We start from the raw sequence: 22,457 nt of genomic DNA, 5'->3' as shown, positions 1-22,457 counted from the left end.
TTATGCTAACATTTGAATAAATTCTGTTTCACTAATAATTTTCACGCCTAATTTATTGGCTTTTTCAAGTTTGGATGGTCCCATTTTATCCCCAGCAATTAGGTAATTTGTCTTTTTTGAGATAGAACTGGTATTTTTGCCTCCATTTTCTTCAATCAAATGTTTTAACTCTTCTCTGGAGTGTGTTTCGAATACTCCTGAAATGATAAAAGTTTGTCCCTCGAGTTTGCTGGTTTCGTTTAGGTTTTCTATCACGTTAAATTGAAGTCCTTGTTTTTGTAATTGCTGAATGAGGTCTATATGTTTAGGATTCTGGAAATAGGCAATGACGGATTGGGCTATGCGTTCTCCGATTTCATCTACCACTATTAATTCTTCAAATGTGGCTTGCATTAGTCTGTCTATGTTTTTAAAGTATTTAGCCAGTTTTTTTGCAACAGTTTCCCCTACATAACGAATTCCTAAAGCAAATAATACTTTTTCAAATTCTTTTGTTTTTGATAGGTTGATACCTTTGATAATGTTGTTTGCTGATTTATCTGCTACGCGATCTAGGTCAATAATATCTTCAAAAGTTAAGGTGTATAAATCGGCAACGTTATTGATTAATCCTTTTTGATGGAATAAAACAATTGTTTCTGGTCCAATACCATCAATATTCATGGCCTTTCTTGAAATGAAATGTTCAATTTTACCAAGTATTTGGGTCGGGCAACCAATGTCATTTGGACAATAATGTTGCGCTTCACCTTCATTTCTAGTTAGGGGGGTGCCGCAATCTGGACAGGTTTGAATGAATTGAATAGGGGTAGTGGTGTTGTTTTTTCTATATGCCAAATTAACGCCTACAATTTTCGGGATGATTTCTCCTCCTTTTTCTACATATACTTGGTCATTTATATGGAGGTCTAGTTTTGCAATCTGGTCGGCATTGTGCAGTGAAGCTCTTTTAACGGTTGTTCCGGCTAATAAGACAGGTTTTAGGTTAGCGACAGGTGTAATGGCGCCAGTTCTCCCTACTTGGTAGGTGACTTCTTGCAAGATGCTTTCTGCTCTTTCTGCTTTAAATTTGTAGCTAATGGCCCAGCGAGGATTTTTTGCGGTGTATCCAAGTATTTTTTGCGTGTCGTAATTGTTAACCTTTAATACTATGCCGTCAATTTCGAAAGGTAAATTATTTCTTTCCGAATTCCAATATTGAATAAACTCCATGATTTCATCAATAGAATTTACTTTCTTTATGTAGTTTTTTTCAGGACTTGGACTGTTAAAGCCCCAGTCTTTGGTTTTTAATATACTTTGGTAGTGTGATTCGAATAAGTCAGTACCATAAACGCCGTAAAGAAAACAGTCGAGTCCGCGTTGTGCTACAACTTTTGAGTTGAGTGACTTTAAAGTGCCAGAAGCTGTATTTCTTGGGTTTGCGTATAGTTCTTCTCCAGCAGCTTCTCTTTTTTGATTTAACGCTTTAAAGTTTTTTAGAGGCATAAAAATTTCTCCTCTAATTTCAAAATCTTGGGGATAGTCCCCTTTTAGTTTTAAAGGGATTGATTTGATGGTTCTTACATTTTTAGTGACATCTTCACCTTGGGTTCCATCCCCTCGTGTTACTGCTCTGTATAGCTCTCCGTTTACATATTGAATACCAATGGCAACACCATCATACTTTAATTCACAAATGTATTCTACATCATGTTCTATGATTTTTTTGATGCGTGTTTCCCATTCCGTTAACTCTTCTTTAGAATAAGTGTTAGCCAAGGATAGCATAGGGAGCTTATGCTTTATGGTGTCAAATTGTTTGGTGATGTCACCGCCGACTCTTTTCGTGGGGCTGTTCGGAGAGGCCAAATCAGGGTGTTCTTTTTCTAAAGATTCCAGCTTTTTTAAAAGCAGATCGTACTCCAAGTCAGAAACTAATGATTGGTTGTTGATGTAGTAGGCATGGTTGAACCTTTCAAGTTCAGCTTCTAAATGTTCTATTTTTTCTTTAATGTTCATTGGGGTGAATCGTCTTATTTCAATTTTTTGGCTTCAATTTCAGCCTGCTCTCCTTTGATAATGTTTTTTTGATATTTCGATTGAATTAAGTCGACAATTACCAGCGTGATGATGATAAAGTAAAAAGTCACTTTACTCATTGGTTCAATGGAATAACCGAAAAATCTTAAATGAGCAATATGTCCGCCTTCTGTAAGCAACATTACTCCCACAATTAATAGTACAAAAAGTCCTAAGACCTCATACATTCTATTTTTCTGTAAAAACTCAGCTACTTTGTCTGCCATAAAAATCATAATAAGTCCACTAATAATAATGGCTATTGACATAAGTACAAGTTCTACCGGTACATTACCAATATGATTAGTTAAGGCCATGGCACTTAGAATAGAATCGAATGAAAAAACGAGATTCATGATTACAATAGAAATAATTACTGCTTTGGCTGTCTTTTGCGTAGAATCTTCATTTGTTTCAATGGTATGGTGAGAAATCATGTGCCAAATTTCTTTAATTGCAGTATACATTATAAAGCCACCACCACCAAGCACTATGATGCTATGGAAGTTGAATTCAAAATGAATAAAAGATTTGTCAGCACTTAAAAAAGGTGTTTGAAAGTATTGAATAACCGATACGAGTAAAAATAGGAGTGCAATTCTTAAAACAATGGCAATACTTATTCCGCGTTGGCGTACCTTTTTCCGAGATTCAGCAGGTGCTTTTTTCGATTCCAATGAAATGTAAAGCAAATTATCGAACCCTAAAACTGCTTGTAATAATATAAGCATTAAAAGGGTGAAAAGGTTTTCGATTGTAAATAGTTCAGCGAGCATGATTTATTTGTTTTATGTTTATTTAATTCAAAATTAATTATTCAATTGCAATTATAACTTTATTCCTTTTGTTATTTCTCTTTTACCTGGAGGTCCAGGTAGGTTTTCGACTTTGAACCCAACACTTTTTAGGTCTCTTTTAAATTGGCCTTGGGCGCAATAGGTGATTAAAAAGCCGTTAGTTTTAAGACTGTTGTGTAGTTTTTGAAGTAGGTTTGGTTTCCATAGTTCCGGTTGGAATCCAGGACCAAAGGCGTCAAAATAAATGATATCATAAAAGTCACTTTCGAATGTATGGGTAAGAATATCTCCTTGTATTTTTTTTAATTCAAATTTAGGGGTTATACTTATTTGTGTTTCCCAATTGGTTTCGTGTAAAGTTTTAAAATGATTTTTTTCTTCGTTCGAAAATCCGTTTTTCTCAGTAAAATCTTCCCACTCTTGTTGGTGCAAAGGGTACTTTTCAATACTGTGGTAATTAATATTAAGTTGCTGCTTGTTGGCTTGCTCCAATGTGAGTAAAGCGTTTAATCCAGTTCCAAAGCCCATTTCAAAAATACAAATGGGTTGGTTTTTGTTTAATTGATTCAAACCATGTGCTATAAAGATATGATTTGATTCTGTTTTTGCACCATGAATAGAGTGGTAGGAGATGTCAGTGTCCTTTATTAACAAAGATTTTGAATTATCTCCGGTTATAATTACTTGCCTTTCTTTCAATTTAAATATATTTGTAATGTTGTAAACAAAGTTATGAGAAGAATTCTTTTAAGTGTTATATTTATCGCCTTATTTTGGATGAGTAGTTGTCAAAAATGTAAAACATGTTCTTACACTTACACCTATGTGGAAACCGTGCAGACCGTGAACGGGGAAGTGATTACAGATACCACTTTAACTGGTTATGTTGTAGATGATGATGGTGTGACCTTTGACGAGGAGTGTGTAAAGAGCAGTGAAGAATTTTCCATTGAAGACGCCTATGCGCTAGAAGAGATAAATACAGATAAACAAGATTTTGTATATACTTGTATTGATAGTTAATCAAAATAAGGTTTTAGTTTTTCAATTAAATTTTCAGGGCACTTCGTTGGACGCATAGTGGGTTTGGAAACAAAGACAAGTGTTGTAGATGCTTTTGTCAGTAGTTCTTTTTTTTCGTTATAAATTTCATAGTCAAAAAATATTTTAACATTTGGCATTGCAGCAATCGTTGTTTTGATGGTGATCAAATCGTCGTAAAAAGCAGGCTTAAAATACTTAATGTTTAACTCTAGTACTGGGAGTAGAATTTCGGTGTTTTCGAGTGACTTATATGTGATACCTAAGTTACGTAAAGCTTCTACTCGGCCGACTTCTAAGAATAAGGCGTAATTTCCGTAGTAACAGTAGCCCATTTGGTCTGTTTCTCCATATCTAATGCGGGTTTCGGTTTGGTAGGTGTACATAATAAACGTTTAAAAAATTGTATTAAAATAGGATTATTTTTCAATAAGTAACGATAAAAATTAAATAAAAAATCTTTTTCATTAGAAGTAAAAAAAAGTTAAAAAACAATACCAAATTCATTTTTTTATGAACTTTTTTATTTGAATATTTGTCTTGTTATTAACGGAAGGGTAATTTTGCGTTAATACAAAGGAATAATAATTTTCGAAACCCATATATAAACATGAGTAATAAAAAAAACCACGAGTCAGTTTGGAGAAATTGTCTAGACATCATTAAAGACAATGTATCCTTACAAAGCTTCAAAACGTGGTTTGAACCTATCGTTCCTATTAGATTGAAAGATAGTGTTTTGACTATACAAGTGCCTTCTCACTTTTTTTACGAATGGTTAGAAGAACACTATATTGATTTGTTAAAAAAAGTCATTAAAAAAGAAATTGGGGCTGAAGCGAAATTAGAGTATTCTATCATTATGGATAGAAACTCCAATAGCAAAAAGGCGCCTTATACCGTAAACCTTCCTACAAACGATAAAAAAAGCTTGTCAAATTCACCGGTAAGTATGCCGTTGAATACTGAAGAGAATCACATTAAAAATCCTTTTATTATTCCTGGATTAAAGAAAGTAAGCGTAGACTCTAATTTGAATCCAACTTATTCTTTTGATAATTTCGTAGAGGGGGATTGTAACCGTTTGGCTAGAAGTGCTGGTTTTGCAGTAGCAAATAAGCCTGGTGGAACAGCCTTTAACCCATTATTAATTTACGGTGGTGTTGGTCTAGGTAAAACTCACTTGGCGCATGCAATTGGTATTGGTATTAAAAATCAATTCCCAAACAAAACAGTATTGTATGTTAGTGCTGAGATGTTTACTCGTCAATTTGTAGATTCTATTAAAAATAATACAACCAATGATTTTGTAAACTTTTACAAATTAATGGATGTTTTAATTGTAGATGATGTACAGTTCTTTGCTGGTAAAGAGAAAACACAAGATGCTTTCTTCTATATTTTCAATCATTTACACCAAACAGGAAAACAAATTGTATTGACTTCCGATAAGCCACCTGTTGAAATGAAAGGCGTAGAACAAAGATTATTGTCTCGTTTCAAATGGGGATTATCGGCAGATGTTCAAGCTCCTGGATTAGAGACACGTATTGCAATTTTGCAAAAGAAGATTTATGGTAATGGATTAGATTTACCAGAAGATGTATTGGAATACTTAGCTTACAGTATCAATACCAATATTAGAGAAATGGAAGGGGCTTTGACTTCTTTGATTGCGCAAGCAACCTTAAATAAAAAATCAATCAATATTGAATTGGCTAAAAAGATGATTGATAAGTTTGTGAAAAACACAGCACGTGAAATATCAATGGATTACATTCATAAAATAGTTTGTGATTACTTTAATTTGCCTATTGAGTTATTGAAATCTAAAACACGTAAACGTGAAGTGGTTCAGGCCCGTCAAATTGCAATGTTCTTCGCTAAAAAGATGACTAAGTGGTCGTTGGCTAGTATTGGTGCGCAATGTGGTGGTAAGGATCACGCAACAGTGTTACACGCCTGCAGAACTGTTAATAACTTAGCAGAAACGGATAAACAGTTTAGGGGTTATCTGGACGATTTAGAAAAGAAACTAGCAGTAAATTAAAAAATATTCAAAGTCTCTGTTTTAAACAGGGACTTTTTTTGTGTCAGGATTAATTTTAAAAATTATGAAAATTTTAATGGTTTGTTTAGGTAATATTTGTCGTTCTCCAATGGCGGAAGGCATATTACGTGATAAAATAAAACGGGACAACTTAAAGATGTGGGTGGATTCTGCAGGGACTTCAGGACAGCATATTGGGGAGGCGCCCGATAGAAGAATGCAAAGAACGGCAATTCAAAAAGGGGTTGATATCAGTGACTTAAGGTCGAGAAAGTTTAAGAAAAAAGACTTTAAAAAATATGACTTGATTTACGTAATGGATAACTCGAATTTTTCGAATATTGCTGATCTTGCTAGCTCACCTGAAGAAAAAGCAAAAATTAAGCTAATCTTAAACGAAACACATCCTGGTGAAAATGCACAGGTGCCTGATCCATATTTTGGTGGCGAGTCAGGTTTTGGATTGGTGTTTGATCTGTTGGATAAAGCGACGGATAAAATTGTTGAAAACTTTCAATAAATGAAGGGGCGTTTGTTTGTCATTCCTATACCTATAAGTGTTGGACCGCCAGAAAATACTTTGGCACAGTCTACTATGGATGTCGCTAAAGATTTACGACATTTTGTGGTGGAAAAGACGAAAACGGCAAGGCAGTTTTTAAGAAAAATTGATCGTACTTTTCCAATTGATGATGCTTTTTTTTATGAATTGAATAAACACAACAACTACGAGTTTACCCAAACCGTTTTGACCCATCTAGAAAACGGTATTAATGTAGGTGTGATGTCGGAGGCTGGTTATCCAGGTATTGCTGATCCTGGCAATGGTGTCGTGCAAATGGCACATAAAAATGGCATTAAAGTGATCCCGCTGATTGGACCTAGCTCTTTATTTTTAGCTTTGGCGACAAGTGGATTAAACGGGCAAGGTTTTACTTTTCATGGTTATTTACCGAAAAATGAAAGTGAAAGAACAAATAGTATCAAGCAGTTGAGTCAAGTGATATTCCGAACGGGCTTTGCGCAAATTTTTATTGAAACACCATATCGTAATCAAGTGATGTTTGACGCGTTGCTAAAGCATGCTGCACCAGAATTACAATTGACAGTGGCTCTGGATATAACTGGTGATAAAGAATATATTGTCACCAAAACAGTGCAAGACTGGAAATCTAAAAACTTATCATTTGATAAAGCCCCTTGTGTATTTATACTTGGGAAATTTTAATTAAACCTTATCTTTGAAAATAACAGAATTAAACATTATGAAATATACTTTTCTATTCATTACGCTACTTTGTTTTACCGGCATAGCAAATGCCCAAGATTATTGGCAACAAGCAGTTGATTATACCATGGATATTGATTTTAACCATGAAAATCATCAGTTTAAAGGGATTCAAAAACTGAAATACACCAATAATTCACCAGATGATTTAGATAAAGTATTTTATCATTTGTATTTCAATGCGTTCCAACCTGGAAGTATGATGGATGTTCGTTCGCGAAATATTCCTGATCCAGATAAGAGAGTTGGGGACAGGATTTCAAAATTAAAACCAAATGAAATTGGGTATCAAAATATTGTAAGTTTAACAATGGATGGAATACCTACCACATTTAAAACAGTAGGTACCATTTTAGAGGTAAACTTGCCAAAGCCAATCAAAGCTGGTGAAACTGTTACTTTTGATATGGTTTTTCAAGCACAGGTTCCCGTTCAAATTAGAAGAAGTGGAAGGAATAACATGGAAGGTATTGATTATTCAATGACGCAATGGTATCCAAAAATGAGTGAGTATGACAAGGAAGGATGGCATGCTAATCCTTATGTTGGTCGTGAATTTCACGGTGTGTGGGGTGATTTTGACGTGACCATTCATATGGATAATAAGTATACTATTGGTGGTACAGGTGTTTTACAAAATCCTGGAGATATTGGAAAAGGATATGCAACTGAAGATGTGACGCCAGAGCCAACTGAAAATGGTAAATTAAGATGGCACTTTAAAGCGGAAAATGTACATGATTTTGCTTGGGCTGCAGATCCAGATTACGTACACGATATAAAAATGTTGAACAATGGGACAAAAATTCACTTTTTCTATCAAGTAGATAGTTTAATTGAAAATTGGAAAAATGTACAAGATTATACCGTCAAGTCTTTTGAATTTGTAAACGCAAACTTTGGTGAGTACGCTTATTCTGATTATTCCATTATCCAAGGTGGAGATGGCGGTATGGAATATCCAATGGCGACTTTAATAACTGCTCATGGTAGTTTTAAAGCTTTAGTGAGTGTAATTGTACACGAAAGTATTCACAGTTGGTACCAGGGAATGATGGCGACAGATGAATCGAAATATCCTTGGATGGATGAAGGTTTTACAACTTATGTTCAAAACTTAACCTTGTCTCATATTTACGGAACAAATCCGGTGAACCCAAATATTAGGTCTCAAAAAGGGTATGTTTACTTGGCGACAGTGGTTGAAAAAGAGCAAGAGCCATTGACAACACATGCCGATCATTACAAAAAAAATATGGTTTATGGAATTTCAGTGTATAGCAAAGGCGCTGTGTTTTTAGATCAAATGGATTACATTGTAGGTCACCAAGCATTCATGAGTGGAATGATGCGTTACTATAACGAATGGAAATTTAAGCACCCTACACCAGATGATTTTAAACGGATCATGGAAAAAGAGTCAGGTCTTGAATTGGATTGGTATTTTGAACAATTTATCGGGACGACGAATTCTATCAATTACGCCATTGTAGATGTGGATAAAAAAGATAGAAATTCTACGGCTATAGAATTAAAGAGAATTGGTGAGATGCCAATGCCGCTTGATATTACCGTTACTTTAAAAGATGGTGGCCTGAAGGTTTATAATGTGCCATTGCAAATTATGCGTGGCGAAAAAACCGATACAAGTGTTCCTGGTTTAATGGTAGTCAGTGAAGACTGGGCATGGACTAATCCTACTTTTACTTTATGTGTTGATGTGAAGGAAAAAGAAATTGAAAAGGTAGAGATTGATGCCAGTATGAGAATGGCAGATACGGATAGAACGGATAACGTTTTTCCAAAAGTGAAAAAATAATGCAAGTAGCAGTAGCAAATTTATTGGAGACAAGAAAAAATTGTTTAAGGGTTATTGAAGGTGTTTCATTTGAAGACATTTGCAAGATACCCCAAGGTTTTAATAATTCAATTTTTTGGAATGTTGCCCATATGGTTGTAACACAGCAACTGTTGTGTTATAAATTGGCGGCATTACCCATGAGTATTTCTGATGAATTAGTAGAGGGATTTAAAAAGGGATCTCAACCTAAAGCAAGCTATTCAGAGCAAGAATGGGAGCAAGTATTGACGTTATACAAGCAGTTGCCTTTGCAGTTGGATGTTGATTTAACAAAAGCAATTTTCAAAAACTACAAGGAGTACCCAACCAGCTTTGGAATTACTTTGAAAAGTGTAGAGGATGCGGTCCGTTTTAATAATATTCACGAAGGATTACACATAGGATACATCATGGCTTTGAAAAGAGTAGTTTCTGCTGCCTAGTCCAAGGTAGGAAACATGACTTCAGTTATTAATTCTTCGCTTGGTGTATGGAAAGGAGAATTTTTATAAACTTCAAAAGGATCCATTTTTTTATTCTGTTTGAATTCTTTATTTCTTTGCATCATCATTTGCATGGTCCAAGCGTTGCCTAGGTGGTCGTAATCACCAGTGTGGATTACTTTGTTGACTTTGGTGGTAGGAATTGTTCCTGAAATGATATGGCCAATTGTATTTTGTGGTAAGGTTTTTACCACTGCGGCTAAGGTATAAGTTGCAGTTTGATTTTTCATGTCCCACTTGTGGTATATGGAAATGATTTCACCATTACTTTCTAAGTTATTTGCCTTGATGTAGTCTTTGAGTTGTGGAATTTTTTTAGACATGTCTAAGCCCATTTCTGTCATTGGGGTTGTGCCTTTAATACCTACGTAATGTACTGTTTCAAATAGCTGGTTATTCTCTTGTGTTAGCTTGCAATTTACTTTGCCGTTTTCTACTAAATCTTTTAGCATTTTTAAACCACGATCAAAGTCCATTCCAATCATTTTTTGCATCATATCTTTCATGAAAAACATGAAGAATGGTAAACTGCTGTACATTTCCCAAGTGACTTGTGTACCGCCTTCCGATTCCGTTAAGGTGTATTCTATTTTAGCTTTCGATTTAAACGGTTTTAAAAAAGTCAAATCTGCCCATATTTTATGTGGCCCCTTTTCTTTGGTTATTTTCATGTTACCCGATCCGATCCTGTTGCCTTCCCATTCAAAATACTTCCCGTCAGAAGCAACACTTACTTTGGCTTCAGTTTCTAAAATTGCCCAAGGCGACCATGCAGTCCAATGTGAAAAGTCGTTGATTAATGTATAAACTTTATTGGGTTCGGCTGCGATAAAAATACTCTTGCTTACGTGGGTTTTAGGCATGATGTTGTCTGCTTTATTGTTTGACCTAAATTATAGAAAATAATGGCTTCTTTTATGTAATTTGAATGTAAAGTATGTAAAACATTGTTAATTATGCGGTAACAATGCCTGATTTTCAGCTTATGATAAAGAAAACTGAGTATTATTGTCGGGTATATTTAGTAGCTTTATCCAAAATTATAACGTTTATTCATATTTATGAAGAATTTTTTATTATTGTTCGCTCTTTTATTTTCAATCTCATCTTTCTCCCAAAAAGTACATGTAAAAGGTATTGTGCTTGCTGAAGCAGATGTTCTGCCGTTGGCAAATGTGGCCGTATTTAGAACTGCGGATTCCCTTTTTGTAAAAGGAGCATATTTAGACTCTAATGCAATTGATTTTTCGTTTAATGCTGGAGGGAAAACAAATTATTTTATAAAATTGACTTTACCGGGTTATTCCGATAAAATTATTGATCTATTAATCGACGATACCTTGGTGAATCTAGGGATAGTTACTCCGGAACAAAATAAAGAATTAGCAGCAGTAGATGTTGTTTTCACAAAGGAAATGTATACCCGAACTATGGATGGGGTAACTGTAAATGTGGAAGGGACAAATCTTCAAACTTTAACTAACTTATTTGAAGTCCTCAAAGCTTCTCCTAAAATTACTTCTCCTGACGACATAAATATAGAGATCATAGGACGTGGAAGTCCATTAATTCTGGTAGATAGACAAGCTATTATTTCGAATGATGAATTAAAGGCTATTCCAGCAAATCAAATTGAGAAAATAGAAATCATTACGAATCCTTCAGCTAAATATAAAGCGCAAGGAAGTGGAAATGGTGTGATAGAAGTCTTTACTAAAAACTTTCACTTAGAAGGATATAATATGACTGTTAGTGGTTCTGGCGGGGTAAACACACAGTTAAAACCAACGGCAGGACTAAGTCTTGGATTGAGCTTAAAGAAAAAGAAATTCTCCTTGAATGGTTATCTCGGAGGGAATTATAATTCTTCAAATGGATTTGGAACTACAGATGGTGTTACCACAGACGATTCTAATAGGGGGTTAAATTCGGTGACTTCATTTGAAAGTCAGAATACTTGGCAATACTACAATGTGAAGGGCGCTTATAATTTGAATGAAAAACAAAGAATTACCATGGGGGTGAATGGTTATGGAAGTAATGGTAAAAATGTAAACACTTCAGCAATGAATTATTTACAGAATGATTTAATTACCACCTCTTCAATTGCGAACTCAACAAATGCATGGACCTGGTTAAATAATTCTGCATTCATCAATTATACTGTTGATACGGATACCAATAAAAGTAATTTTGAAATTAATTTGAATTACGTCAATAAAATTAGTAATTCTGACAATGCTTCCATCAGTAATTTTGAAAACATTTCGACCAATAACACGACAAGCTATGCCATTAGAAACGATTCAAAAGATATACCAAACATTGGAGAGTTAAGAATGAATTATGAGCATATTTTCGATACTACAGGTTGGGAGTTGGGGGTTGGGGTTTCTTACAGTGCCTTGATCAATGGAAAAAGCTTGAATAGATTCAATGATGTGAATGGAGATTGGGAAATTGATGAAACACAATCAAATGCCTATGACTATACTGAAAATATTGGAGCGGTATTCGTGGAGGTGACCAAGAATTGGGATAAAATTAGTGCAAGGGCCGGTTTGAGAACAGAGTACACCAACTTAAATGGCTTTAGCAAGTCTTTAAATAAAGAGTTTATCGATTCCTTGTACATTATACCGTTTCCGAGTGCGAGCATCATGTATCAAGCGAGCGATAAGGTGGCTGTAACTGTTTCTTATGATGCAGGAATAGACCGACCTCAATTTGATAATTATGATCCATTTGTGGTACAAAGCGATAGTTTAAGAATCGATTACGGCAATCCTTTTTTACGTCCAGCCATTCAGCAAACCATTGGGTTAGATTTTGATTTGTTTTACAAATACAACTTGTCGTTGAGTTATACCCACGAAAAAGACCCAATGAGTTCTGTTTCTTTTATCAAGGATAATTCTTTTTTAACGGAAACAACCCCTTGGAATGCGGAAGCAGTAGAAACCTTCAGCAGTAGTATAAGTGTCCCTTTTCAATTGAAATGGTTGACTGGTTGGAATTCTGTTTGGGTAAATTATGCGAAGTATACTTTTACACCAATTTTTGGACGTGAAACTTTTACCAATTTAACTTATGGTTTGTATTCCTATTTAACTTTTAAGTTGCCAAAATCATTTGACATCACCAATCGTTTTCACGTTAATAAATGGGGTGGTTCAACATCTGTTAATAAAGTGGTAGTGAATTGGGGCTTAAGAGCCACTAAAAAATTCAATGGCAATAAATTTCAATTGTATTTCGACCTTGGAAATATAATTCCACCAAAATACGCAAGTGAAACTTATTCGGGTAATTATATTTATAACTCCACCAGTCAAAATCAATTTACCACCTTTAAATTAGGGTTCTTCATGAAGTTTGGTCGTTTAAAAGCGCCGACTAACATTCAAGAATCTAAATCGAATCAAGGAGACCGGATTTAGTATTGGGTGTGGTTTAGTCTTTGAAGATCAGATTGCTACTGTTTTATCTGCTTTTGAAGCCATAGTAAAGCATTAGTCCAGCCTGACTTTCGTCGACTTGTACTAAGTAGTCAATGCCAGTTTCACAATCGCAGGCATCACAAGAGAAGTTTCTTTCCCCTTCTATTTTTATCTTTAATGGGATGATTCCTTCTGCCTTTAAAAATAGTTCTAAATTATCTTTTGATTTAGATTGACTATCCTCGTCAGTCCAGAAAGGTAAACATGCTGTTTCTTCGTAAACCATCCATTCCGCTTTGGTTGTTTTTGCACAACTGGCCATCACAAAGATCGCAACGGCAATAAATCCTAATTTTTTCATGGGCTTAATTTTTAAAGTTTGTTCAATGGTTTGTCAATCTATACCAAATTCCGTTCCACTTTGCTCGGAAATGTATTATATTTGTGGTTATTCAAAATCAAAAAATACATGGAACCAATTACACCATATAAACCTAAATATAAAGTTCGAATTGTTACAGCAGCCTCTCTATTCGACGGGCATGATGCAGCCATTAACATCATGAGGAGGATTATTCAGTCCACAGGATGTGAGGTCATACATTTAGGTCACGATAGAAGTGTAGAAGAAGTAGTTAATTGTGCTATTCAAGAAGATGTGCAGGCGATTGCTATGACTTCTTACCAAGGAGGTCATACAGAGTATTTAAAATACATGTACGATTTGTTGCAAGAAAAAGGCGCAACACACATTAAGATATTTGCAGGTGGTGGTGGTACCATCTTACCGACAGAAATAGAAGAGCTGCATGGATACGGTATTACACGTATCTATCATCCAGATGATGGCAGAACTATGGGCTTACAAGGGATGATCAATGATTTGGTGGAGGAATCTGATTTTCCAGTGGGCAATCAATTGAATGGAGAAATTAAACACATAAAAGAAAAGAAAGTAACAGCTATCGCCAGGTTGATTTCTGCTGCAGAAAATTTTCCAGAAGCTTCAAAAGAAATATTAGATCAGATACACAATTTAGCAAAAGAAGGAGATACACCAATATTGGGGATTACAGGGACTGGAGGTTCTGGAAAATCATCTTTAGTGGACGAACTGGTACGCCGATTTTTAATTGACTTTACGGATAAAACAATAGCCATTGTTTCTGTAGACCCTTCTAAAAGAAAAACAGGTGGCGCCTTGTTAGGAGATAGGATCAGAATGAATGCCATTAAAAATGATCGCGTATATATGCGTTCATTGGCAACGCGTCAATCTAATTTAGCATTAAGTAAGCATGTTGCTGAAGCATTGAGTATTTTAAAGGCAGCGAATTACGATTTAATTATTTTAGAAACCTCTGGAATCGGTCAGTCCGATACCGAGATTATGGATCATTCAGATGTTTCCTTATATGTAATGACTCCTGAATTTGGTGCGGCTACGCAATTGGAGAAAATTGACATGCTTGATTTTGCTGATTTAGTGGCGATTAATAAGTTTGATAAACGTGGCTCTTTAGACGCATTGAGAGATGTGAAAAAGCAATACATGCGTAACCATGGTTTATGGGATGTGAACCAAGATGATTTACCTGTTTATGGTACAATTGCTTCTCAGTTTAATGATCCAGGCATGAATACCTTGTATAAAGCAATTATGGACAAGGTAGTTGAAAAAACTGCGGCAAAGGATTTGGTTTCAAAAATTGATATTACAGACGAAATGTCTGAAAAAATATTCGTAATTCCTCCTTCAAGAACCCGTTATTTGTCTGAAATTTCGGAAAGCAATAGGGGGTATGATGAATGGGCAACAGAACAATCGAAAACAGCTCAAAAATTATTCGGGATATACAAAACTATTGAATCTATCAGTGGACAAGAAATAGGATTAACGACTATTGGATTAGAAGAAGATAAAATTAAAGTAAGTAAAGAGAATGAAGAATTTTTATCTCTTTTATTAAAAGAATTTGCAAGGGTAAAAATGGACCTTGATCCACATAATTTAGATCACATTGTGAATTGGGCTGACAAAGTGAAGCGCTATAAAGATCCACTCTATGTATTTAAAGTAAGAGATAAAGAAATAAAAATTGAGACGCACTCAGAATCATTATCACATTTACAAATTCCTAAAATTTCCTTACCGAAATATACAGCATGGGGTGATTTATTAAAATGGATTTTACAAGAAAATGTACCTGGTGAGTTTCCTTACGCTTCAGGATTATATCCATTTAAACGTCAAGGAGAAGATCCTTCAAGAATGTTTGCTGGAGAAGGCGGACCAGAGAGAACGAATAAACGTTTTCATTATGTAAGTGAGGGAATGCCTGCCAAACGATTGTCTACTGCATTTGATTCTGTGACATTATATGGAAATGATCCAGACCCAAGACCAGATATTTATGGAAAAGTTGGAAATTCAGGTGTTTCAATTTGTTGTCTAGATGATGCGAAGAAATTGTATTCCGGGTTCGATTTATCCCATGCTTTGACTTCTGTATCCATGACCATTAACGGTCCAGCACCAATGTTGTTAGGGTTCTTTATGAATGCGGCAATAGATCAAAATTGTGAAAAATATATCGTTGAAAACGGACTAGAAAAAGAAGTAGAAGCTAAGATTGCTGCGAAATATAAAAAGGCTGGAACAATTCGTCCGAAATACCAAGGTAAATTGCCAGAAAGTAACAATGGCTTAGGTCTAATGTTATTAGGTATTACAGGGGATGAGGTATTGCCAGCGGATGTATACGCTAAAATTAAAATAGAAACCTTGGCCCAAGTGCGTGGTACAGTTCAAGCAGATATTTTAAAAGAAGACCAAGCACAAAACACTTGTATTTTCTCTACAGAATTCGCTTTGCGTTTGATGGGAGATGTACAGGAGTACTTTATTGATAATGGGGTTAGAAATTTTTATTCCGTTTCTATTTCAGGTTACCACATTGCAGAAGCAGGTGCCAATCCAATCACACAATTGGCCTTGACCTTGGCAAATGGATTTACTTATGTGGAATACTACTTGAGTAGAGGGATGGATATTAATGCATTCGGTCCGAATTTATCGTTCTTTTTCTCCAACGGAATCGATCCTGAATACGCGGTTATCGGTCGTGTTGCTAGAAAGATATGGGCTAAAGCTTTAAAGTTGAAATACAAAGCGAATTCAAGAGCACAAATGTTAAAGTATCACATTCAAACTTCTGGACGTTCATTACATGCACAAGAAATTGACTTCAATGATATTAGAACAACTTTACAAGCATTGTACGCGATTTACGATAACTGTAACTCTTTACATACAAATGCATACGACGAAGCCATTACAACGCCTACGGAAGAATCGGTAAGACGTGCCATGGCCATTCAGTTAATTATCAATAAAGAATTAGGTTTGACTAAAAACGAAAACCCAATTCAAGGTTCATTCATCATTGAAGAATTGACGGATTTGGTGGAAGAAGCTGTATTGTTAGAGTTTGACAGAATTACCGAAAGAGGTGGTGTGTTAGGGGCAATGGAAACTATGTACCAACGTTCAAAAATTCAAGAAGAAAGCTTGTATTACGAAACATTAAAACACAATGGAGAATTTCCAATTATTGGGGTGAATACTTTTTTAAGTAAAAATGGTTCTCCAACAATAATACCTGCTGAGGTAGTAAGAGCTACAGAAGCGGAGAAAAAATACCAATTGGAAATGTTGCAAAACTTGCACCAAACAAATGCAGCGGCGATACCAGCAACATTAAGCAAGATTCAACATGCTGCTATTCAAAATGAAAATATATTTGAGTACCTAATGGATGCTACTAAATATTGTTCTTTAGGACAAATTACCAACGCTTTATTTGAGGTAGGTGGGCAGTACAGAAGGAACATGTAATTTAAATTTCTGAATTCATATTTAAAACCGATAAGTTCGCTTATCGGTTTTTTTTTATAAAAAAAATGCTACCAAAGTATATTTTTCACGTTATTGTACTATAATATTAAAAATTAAGGTTTGTCAATTAAATTCATTTTCATTTACTTACTGATATGGTCAGGGGCAGTTTATGGCCAAGATAAGTTTGGCGCTTTGCATTCTAATTATTCTCCAACCAATTCGGTGCACATTAATCCTACAAGTATGTTGGATGCCAAAACCTGGCTCGATATTCATATTGTGGGACTGGGTAGTTATGTAAACAATAATTTATTGGCCATTGAAAATACTTCCGCCTTAGCTTTGGCGAGGGGACAGGAAATAACAGTCGATCAGCTGACATTCAATGACAATAGAAATAACTATCACGTTTACAATCGTAATGATGTCAGTGCCTTATCGGTTATTTTAAGTCAAGGTGACCATGCTTTTGGTCTCAGTTTCCAAGGGCAATCCTTTGTCGATTTACGCAGGTTAAATAGTAGTATATCCGAACCGTTAAGTCGATTGTTAAGCGGTGATTCAATCCATGATTTTTCCAATTTCGACTTGAACAATTTAAAGGCGAATGGTATTAGTTACGGGGAGGTGAAAATTTCTTATGCCTATACCTTTAAAAAGATTAACCGGGATATGTTTATGATTGGTGTTTCAGTCAAAAAGTTGTTTCCAATAGTTGGTGCAGCCGGAAAAGTTTCAGAAGCAAATTACCAAATCCTTCAAAATAATGACGTATTCATAAACCGTTTTGTTGGAGATATCATGTACAGTCAATCACCTAGCTTTACCTTAAAAGGAGGGGTAGGATTAGACCTTGGTTTTACGTATCAAAAAATGAAAGACAGGAGTAGTACGTATTTCCCTAATTCTTCAAGGAATGGTTGTACGCCAAAATTTTACCGCTATAAAATAGGTGTTTCCATCATTGATATTGGTCGACTTAAGTTAGAAAATACGGATCCTGAAACGTATGCTGTTGATGAAAGAGATTTGACCATTTCCGAGAATACTTTAAGTTCTGTGAATACAGGAACTGCAGAGGGTGCGATTAATAATCCAACAAAAATTGGCTTGCCAACCGCTTTGAGTGTACAACTTGACTTTAATGTATGGGAAAATAAATTTTACATCAACGGAACATTGACACATGGAATCCCTCCCTTTATCAATAGTTTTGGCGTGAGAAGGGCTAGTAGTTTATCTGTTACCCCTCGTTTTGAAACCAAATGGTTTGATATAGCTGTTCCTTTTTCGTTGTACGAATACAGTAGACCTCAAATGGGCTTTAGTCTTCGCTTATATAGTTTAACTATTGGAACAGATAAGTTATGGAGTACTCTCGTGCGTTCAAACATGTACGGTGCTGATATATATGCTCAATTGAAGGTGCCTTTATTTAAAAATCCGGCTTGTAAAGAAAAGAATGGTCGTTCGAAAAGCAGGAGTGGAAAGCGTAAGCATAAAAAGCGTAAGGTTTGCGCCGCATACCGTTAATCTGGGGTTATCTTTAAGTAGTAAAAAATAACAAAGAAGTAGATACTTGTTTCATTTTTATCTGTTTTAACATGTGTCTGTTTCTAAGTCACTCATAAACAAGATGCAACTTTAGGTTATTTTTTGTATTTTTGGTACAAACTAAAAATCATGAGGGTAATAGACTGTTTCAGGAACTGTATTTTAATTTTTTCAACTTTCATTTCATTTTCTATTTTTTCTCAGAATGCGGCAATTAGTTTTGATGGTGTTGATGATTATATTCAGACTACCTACACTGGGGTAACTGGTGGAGCGGCTAGAACGGTAGAAGCATGGATAAGAACCACGGCAAATGCCGATCCAAATAATAGTGGTTTGCAACAAGTTATTGTAGATTGGGGAACATTTACGACTGGGCAAAGATTTACGTTTAATATTTTATGGGGAGATGCTATCCGAATTGAAGTTGGAGGTAGTGGTCTAGGAGGAGTGACAGCTGTGAATGATGGTGTTTGGCACCATGTAGCAGTAGTTTTTGATCCCACAGCAGCATTAAAATATAGTTTGTATTTAGATGGTGTATTAGAAAATGCGGGTAACATCACCTCAACAACTAATACCAGTAGTACGGGTGATTTAAGAATAGGGAGAAGTATTAGTGGAACCCGTTATTTTGAAGGAGATATTGATGAGGTAAGGGTTTATAATTATGCCAGATCTGCTACGGAAATTGCTGCAGAAATGAACAACGAGGTTTGTAATATTACTAGTTCCTTGGTCGCTTATTACCGCATGAATGATGGGGTGATAAATGGCGCAAATGGATCATCTACAGTGGATGAGTCTGGAGGGAATCATACTGGTACTTTACATAATTTTGCACAAATGGGTAGCACTTCAAATTGGATTGCAGGTCCTGTTCTAGGTCCTGGAGCAACTAGTAGTGCTATGGTGGTAAATACTTGTGATGATTATACCGGACCTAGCGGAACGGTGTATACGAGCTCTGGAAATTACACGGAAACGGTATTGAGTAGTCTTGGATGTGATAGCGTTATCCAAATTGATTTAACAATCGCACCTATTACCCATAGTTTTAGTCAAATTGCATGTGAAACATATACTTCACCTAGTGGAAACTATACCTGGACCATACCTGGTATTTATTCTGACACTTTACAAACAGCGAGTGGTTGCGACAGTATTCTTAGCATTAGTCTTTCAATTAGTAATTATAGTACCACTGTTATTGGTGCACATTGTAGTTCCTATACCAGTTTATCTGGGAATAATACTTGGACCAGTTCCGGAAATTATAGTGAATCTTTTATCAATGCTGTAGGGTGTGACTCTATTATTAATTATGAAGTAACCATCTATGGTTCCAGTAGTACTACCATTAATGAAACAACCTGTAAAAATTCTTATGGTGCGCCAAGTGGTGCCGTTTATACTGCTTCTGGGACATATGTTGATATTATTTCAACGACAAATGGTTGTGACAGTATTATTACGATTAACCTTAGTCTTGTAAATTTAAACAATACTGTAACGGTTTCCGCGGCTACTTTAACTGCAGCTTTGAGTAATGCGAATACTACTTACCAATGGTTACTGTGTGAAAACGGAAATTTAACCCCAATTCTTGGTGCAACAAATCAGAGTTATACGGCAAGTGATTCTGGGAGTTATGCGGTAGAGGTGTCCTTGGATGGTTGTACCAATATTTCGGATTGTTTTACCATAGACTTTACAGGGATTGAAAAGTTGCAGAATAGTAATTTTGTTATTTTTCCAAATCCCTCTGCACAAGGTTTCACCATTGATCTTGGTACAAGCTATGCTTCTGCGCAAGTAAATATTTTAGATTATAGTGGTAGAGTGGTTAAAAGTATCATGCAATATAATGGCAAGCAATTTTTTATCCAAGAACCACTTACGCCTGGTTTATATATCGTGCAGGTCCTTGTTGGTGATGAGCAACGAAATTTGACTTTTATACAGGAATAGGTAGTGTTTGCATAATGTTCGTTTCATTTTAGTTGGCTTACATTTGGTTTGTGTGATATAATAAACATATATAACTGTATGTGTTAAAAATGGGTGATTTGAAGTAAAGGTGAATTTATTGCTATATTTTTACGGAAACTAAAACTAAAAAATGAAGAAAAAATTACTTTTATTTATGATTGGTATTGCTACGGCTACCATCTCATTCAGTCAAAACCCAGCCATTAACTTTGATGGGTCAAATGATTACATTTCAACTACCTTTGGTGGGGTTACAGGTTCAACTGATAGAACTTTTGAAGCATGGATTTATATCGATCCTACTGCTCCTGCCTCTAACTTATGTGTTTTGGATTATGGTACAAATGCTTCGGGTGACAGAAATACTTTTATGGTAACTGGCAGTAGAAAATTAGCTTTATTTTCTGGTGGTACTAGTGGAAATTTATCCTCAAGTAACAATAATGATGTTCCTGTGGGCCAATGGACGCATGTTGCTGCTGTTTTAAATGGTGGTGCAGGTTATTTGTATGTAAATGGTGTGCAAGTTGGAACAGGAACTTTAGCAGGTATATCTACGCCAACTACAGGTGAAGATATGAAGATAGGTAGAAGAGTTGCTGGTGGTACACTTTATTTCAAAGGAAGCATTGACGAAGTAAAGGTTTATAATGTTGCGAGATCAGCCACTGATATTTTAGCGGACATGAATAATGAGGTTTGTACAATCACGTCTTCCTTAGTTGCATATTACCGAATGAATGATGGTATAATCAATGGAACAAATGTAGCTTCAACAGTTGATTTGTCCGGAGGAAATAACACCGGTACATTAAATAATTTTGATTTAACGGGTGTAGCTTCAAATTGGACAACAGGTCCAGTTTTGAATGGTGGATTTACAACGAGCACTATCGTAGCTAATGAATGTTCTGATTATACTGCCCCTTCAGGAACTGTTTATACAACAAGTGGTCAATACTCAGAAACTATTACTAATGCAGCAGGTTGCGATAGTATTATTCAAATAGATTTAACCATTGCGCCATTAGCGAGTAGTATAACAGAAACGACTTGTAGTAGTTTTACTTCACCAAGTGGTGCTTATACATGGGTTAGTACAGGTGTATATACCGATACATTATTAACCACTGCTGGTTGTGATAGTGTGGTAACAGTAGACTTAACTATACAAAACTACTCTACTACTATCATTGGTGGGGATTGTGATGCCTACACCAGTTTATCAGGAAACAATACATGGACAACAAGCGGTATGTATGCTGAGGTGTTTTCTACGACTACAGGATGTGATAGTACGATTAATTATAATGTTACTATTTATACTGAATCAGGCTCAACTATAACGACTTCAACTTGTACAGATTATACTTCTCCATCTGGTGTGTTATATAGCGCTACAGGTGTTTATACCGAGACATTTACTAATTTGAACGGTTGTGATAGTATAGTTACCATTGATCTAACTGTAGTAGATGTGGTTAATACAGTTAGTGTTACAGGGGCGACTTTAATGGCAGATTTAAGCGGAGCTACTTACCAATGGTATTCTTGCGTAGATGCTAACTTATTCATTATTCCAGGTGAAACAAATCAATCGTATACAGCGACCTTGAATGGTAACTATGCTGTTGAAATTAATTTAAATGGTTGTATGAATACTTCTTCTTGTACAAATATTGATTTTACAGGTGTGGAAGAAGATGCAATAAATGCAGCTACTATTTTTCCTAATCCAGCAGTAAATGGTTTTACAATTGATTTAGGACAAGATAAAGCAAATGTTACCATTCAAATATTGAACTTGGAAGGGAAAGTGATTAAAAGCTATAATGGTTTGAATACAAATAAAATTGTGGTTCAAGAGCAATTACCAGCAGGTGCTTATATTATTCGTATTAACCATGAAGAAAACATTCAAAATTTGAAGTTTATTCAAGAGTAATACCCATTAATTGTAATTAAAATTAATACGTCTCGACCTAGTTGG

General features: G+C 35.4%; 17 protein-coding genes. 11 read left to right on the top strand and 6 right to left on the bottom strand.

The features are described 5' to 3' along the window. Genes ligA through mnmD form a run of 3 tightly spaced genes read right to left on the bottom strand, consistent with a single transcriptional unit; the run spans position 1 to position 3,557 of the window. Positions 1-2,001, bottom strand: a complete 2,001-nt coding sequence (gene ligA / locus DNU06_RS06290; protein ID WP_111062374.1) for an NAD-dependent DNA ligase LigA — start codon at positions 1,999-2,001, stop codon at positions 1-3. A gap of 14 nt (positions 2,002-2,015) precedes the next feature. Next, positions 2,016-2,837: a TerC family protein gene (locus DNU06_RS06285; RefSeq protein WP_111062373.1), complete on the bottom strand. Its 822-nt coding sequence runs from the start codon at positions 2,835-2,837 to the stop codon at positions 2,016-2,018. Between the two features lie 51 nt (positions 2,838-2,888). Beyond that, the gene (gene mnmD, locus DNU06_RS06280; RefSeq protein ID WP_111062372.1) at positions 2,889-3,557 is read right to left on the bottom strand and encodes a tRNA (5-methylaminomethyl-2-thiouridine)(34)-methyltransferase MnmD; all 669 of its coding nucleotides are present in this window, start codon (positions 3,555-3,557) and stop codon (positions 2,889-2,891) included. Positions 3,558-3,590: 33 nt separating this feature from the next. Here mnmD and DNU06_RS06275 point away from each other — a divergent pair, with 33 nt between their 5' ends. Continuing rightward, positions 3,591-3,881, top strand: coding sequence for a hypothetical protein (locus tag DNU06_RS06275; protein WP_111062371.1), 291 nt, complete (start codon positions 3,591-3,593; stop codon positions 3,879-3,881). On the opposite strand, the gene DNU06_RS06270 is transcribed toward DNU06_RS06275, so the two are convergent. Beyond that, positions 3,878-4,285, bottom strand: a complete 408-nt coding sequence (locus DNU06_RS06270; RefSeq protein ID WP_111062370.1) for an acyl-CoA thioesterase — start codon at positions 4,283-4,285, stop codon at positions 3,878-3,880. The two genes, DNU06_RS06275 and DNU06_RS06270, sit on opposite strands and share 4 nt — an antisense overlap. A gap of 224 nt (positions 4,286-4,509) precedes the next feature. On the opposite strand from DNU06_RS06270, the gene dnaA reads away from it, so the two are divergent. From dnaA to DNU06_RS06245, 5 genes are all read left to right on the top strand, one after another. Further along, positions 4,510-5,949 (top strand): chromosomal replication initiator protein DnaA, encoded by a 1,440-nt coding sequence (dnaA, locus tag DNU06_RS06265; RefSeq protein ID WP_111062369.1) that lies wholly within the window; start codon positions 4,510-4,512, stop codon positions 5,947-5,949. Between the two features lie 64 nt (positions 5,950-6,013). Next, positions 6,014-6,469, top strand: a complete 456-nt coding sequence (locus DNU06_RS06260; protein ID WP_111062368.1) for a low molecular weight protein-tyrosine-phosphatase — start codon at positions 6,014-6,016, stop codon at positions 6,467-6,469. Further along, positions 6,470-7,177 carry an SAM-dependent methyltransferase gene (locus DNU06_RS06255; RefSeq protein WP_111062367.1) on the top strand — a complete coding sequence of 236 codons (708 nt, stop codon included), beginning with the start codon at positions 6,470-6,472 and terminating at the stop codon, positions 7,175-7,177. Positions 7,178-7,190: 13 nt separating this feature from the next. After that, positions 7,191-9,056, top strand: a complete 1,866-nt coding sequence (locus tag DNU06_RS06250) for a M1 family metallopeptidase (protein ID WP_317048233.1) — start codon at positions 7,191-7,193, stop codon at positions 9,054-9,056. Then, entirely contained in the window at positions 9,056-9,520 is a 465-nt protein-coding gene (locus tag DNU06_RS06245) for a DinB family protein (RefSeq protein WP_111062365.1), read from the top strand. Before DNU06_RS06250 ends, DNU06_RS06245 begins: the two co-directional genes overlap by 1 nt. Here the strand turns inward: DNU06_RS06245 and DNU06_RS06240 are convergent. Beyond that, entirely contained in the window at positions 9,517-10,443 is a 927-nt protein-coding gene (locus DNU06_RS06240) for an SRPBCC family protein (RefSeq protein WP_111062364.1), read from the bottom strand. The two genes, DNU06_RS06245 and DNU06_RS06240, sit on opposite strands and share 4 nt — an antisense overlap. Before the next feature lie 198 nt (positions 10,444-10,641). Here DNU06_RS06240 and DNU06_RS06235 point away from each other — a divergent pair, with 198 nt between their 5' ends. Continuing rightward, positions 10,642-13,020, top strand: a complete 2,379-nt coding sequence (locus DNU06_RS06235; protein WP_111062363.1) for an outer membrane beta-barrel family protein — start codon at positions 10,642-10,644, stop codon at positions 13,018-13,020. Positions 13,021-13,063: 43 nt separating this feature from the next. Here the strand turns inward: DNU06_RS06235 and DNU06_RS06230 are convergent, their stop codons facing one another. Then, on the bottom strand, positions 13,064-13,381 hold the full coding sequence (locus DNU06_RS06230) for a hypothetical protein (RefSeq protein WP_111062362.1): 318 nt from the start codon (positions 13,379-13,381) through the stop codon (positions 13,064-13,066). A 108-nt stretch (positions 13,382-13,489) separates the two neighbouring features. Here DNU06_RS06230 and DNU06_RS06225 point away from each other — a divergent pair, with 108 nt between their 5' ends. The 4 genes from DNU06_RS06225 (at position 13,490) to DNU06_RS06210 (ending at position 22,412) form a co-directional block, all read left to right on the top strand. Next, positions 13,490-16,918, top strand: coding sequence for a methylmalonyl-CoA mutase family protein (locus DNU06_RS06225; RefSeq protein ID WP_111062361.1), 3,429 nt, complete (start codon positions 13,490-13,492; stop codon positions 16,916-16,918). 120 nt (positions 16,919-17,038) lie between these two features. Continuing rightward, positions 17,039-18,454 (top strand): DUF5723 family protein, encoded by a 1,416-nt coding sequence (locus DNU06_RS06220; RefSeq protein WP_111062360.1) that lies wholly within the window; start codon positions 17,039-17,041, stop codon positions 18,452-18,454. Between the two features lie 150 nt (positions 18,455-18,604). Further along, entirely contained in the window at positions 18,605-20,446 is a 1,842-nt protein-coding gene (locus DNU06_RS06215; RefSeq protein ID WP_111062359.1) for a LamG-like jellyroll fold domain-containing protein, read from the top strand. Between the two features lie 151 nt (positions 20,447-20,597). Beyond that, a complete protein-coding gene (locus DNU06_RS06210) occupies positions 20,598-22,412 on the top strand; it encodes a LamG-like jellyroll fold domain-containing protein (protein WP_111062358.1) in 1,815 nt (604 codons plus the stop codon). Positions 22,413-22,457 lie beyond the last annotated feature (45 nt).

This window comes from Putridiphycobacter roseus, assembly GCF_003234935.1.
Classification (GTDB): Bacteria; Bacteroidota; Bacteroidia; order Flavobacteriales_D; family Crocinitomicaceae; genus Putridiphycobacter; species Putridiphycobacter roseus.
Note: the sequence above shows the minus strand (reverse complement) of the source record. Positions and strands in the feature narration are given on the sequence as shown.

Bases quoted from the DNA above. Each gene is read 5' to 3' on its own strand.
- ligA (WP_111062374.1), bottom strand. From the start codon at position 2,001: ATGAACATTAAAGAAAAAATAGAACATTTAGAAGCTGAACTTGAAAGG.
- DNU06_RS06285 (WP_111062373.1), bottom strand. From the start codon at position 2,837: ATGCTCGCTGAACTATTTACAATCGAAAACCTTTTCACCCTTTTAATG.
- DNU06_RS06275 (WP_111062371.1), top strand. From the start codon at position 3,591: ATGAGAAGAATTCTTTTAAGTGTTATATTTATCGCCTTATTTTGGATG.
- DNU06_RS06270 (WP_111062370.1), bottom strand. From the start codon at position 4,285: ATGTACACCTACCAAACCGAAACCCGCATTAGATATGGAGAAACAGAC.
- dnaA (WP_111062369.1), top strand. From the start codon at position 4,510: ATGAGTAATAAAAAAAACCACGAGTCAGTTTGGAGAAATTGTCTAGAC.
- DNU06_RS06260 (WP_111062368.1), top strand. From the start codon at position 6,014: ATGAAAATTTTAATGGTTTGTTTAGGTAATATTTGTCGTTCTCCAATG.
- DNU06_RS06255 (WP_111062367.1), top strand. From the start codon at position 6,470: ATGAAGGGGCGTTTGTTTGTCATTCCTATACCTATAAGTGTTGGACCG.
- DNU06_RS06245 (WP_111062365.1), top strand. From the start codon at position 9,056: ATGCAAGTAGCAGTAGCAAATTTATTGGAGACAAGAAAAAATTGTTTA.
- DNU06_RS06240 (WP_111062364.1), bottom strand. From the start codon at position 10,443: ATGCCTAAAACCCACGTAAGCAAGAGTATTTTTATCGCAGCCGAACCC.
- DNU06_RS06235 (WP_111062363.1), top strand. From the start codon at position 10,642: ATGAAGAATTTTTTATTATTGTTCGCTCTTTTATTTTCAATCTCATCT.
- DNU06_RS06230 (WP_111062362.1), bottom strand. From the start codon at position 13,381: ATGAAAAAATTAGGATTTATTGCCGTTGCGATCTTTGTGATGGCCAGT.
- DNU06_RS06225 (WP_111062361.1), top strand. From the start codon at position 13,490: ATGGAACCAATTACACCATATAAACCTAAATATAAAGTTCGAATTGTT.
- DNU06_RS06215 (WP_111062359.1), top strand. From the start codon at position 18,605: ATGAGGGTAATAGACTGTTTCAGGAACTGTATTTTAATTTTTTCAACT.
- DNU06_RS06210 (WP_111062358.1), top strand. From the start codon at position 20,598: ATGAAGAAAAAATTACTTTTATTTATGATTGGTATTGCTACGGCTACC.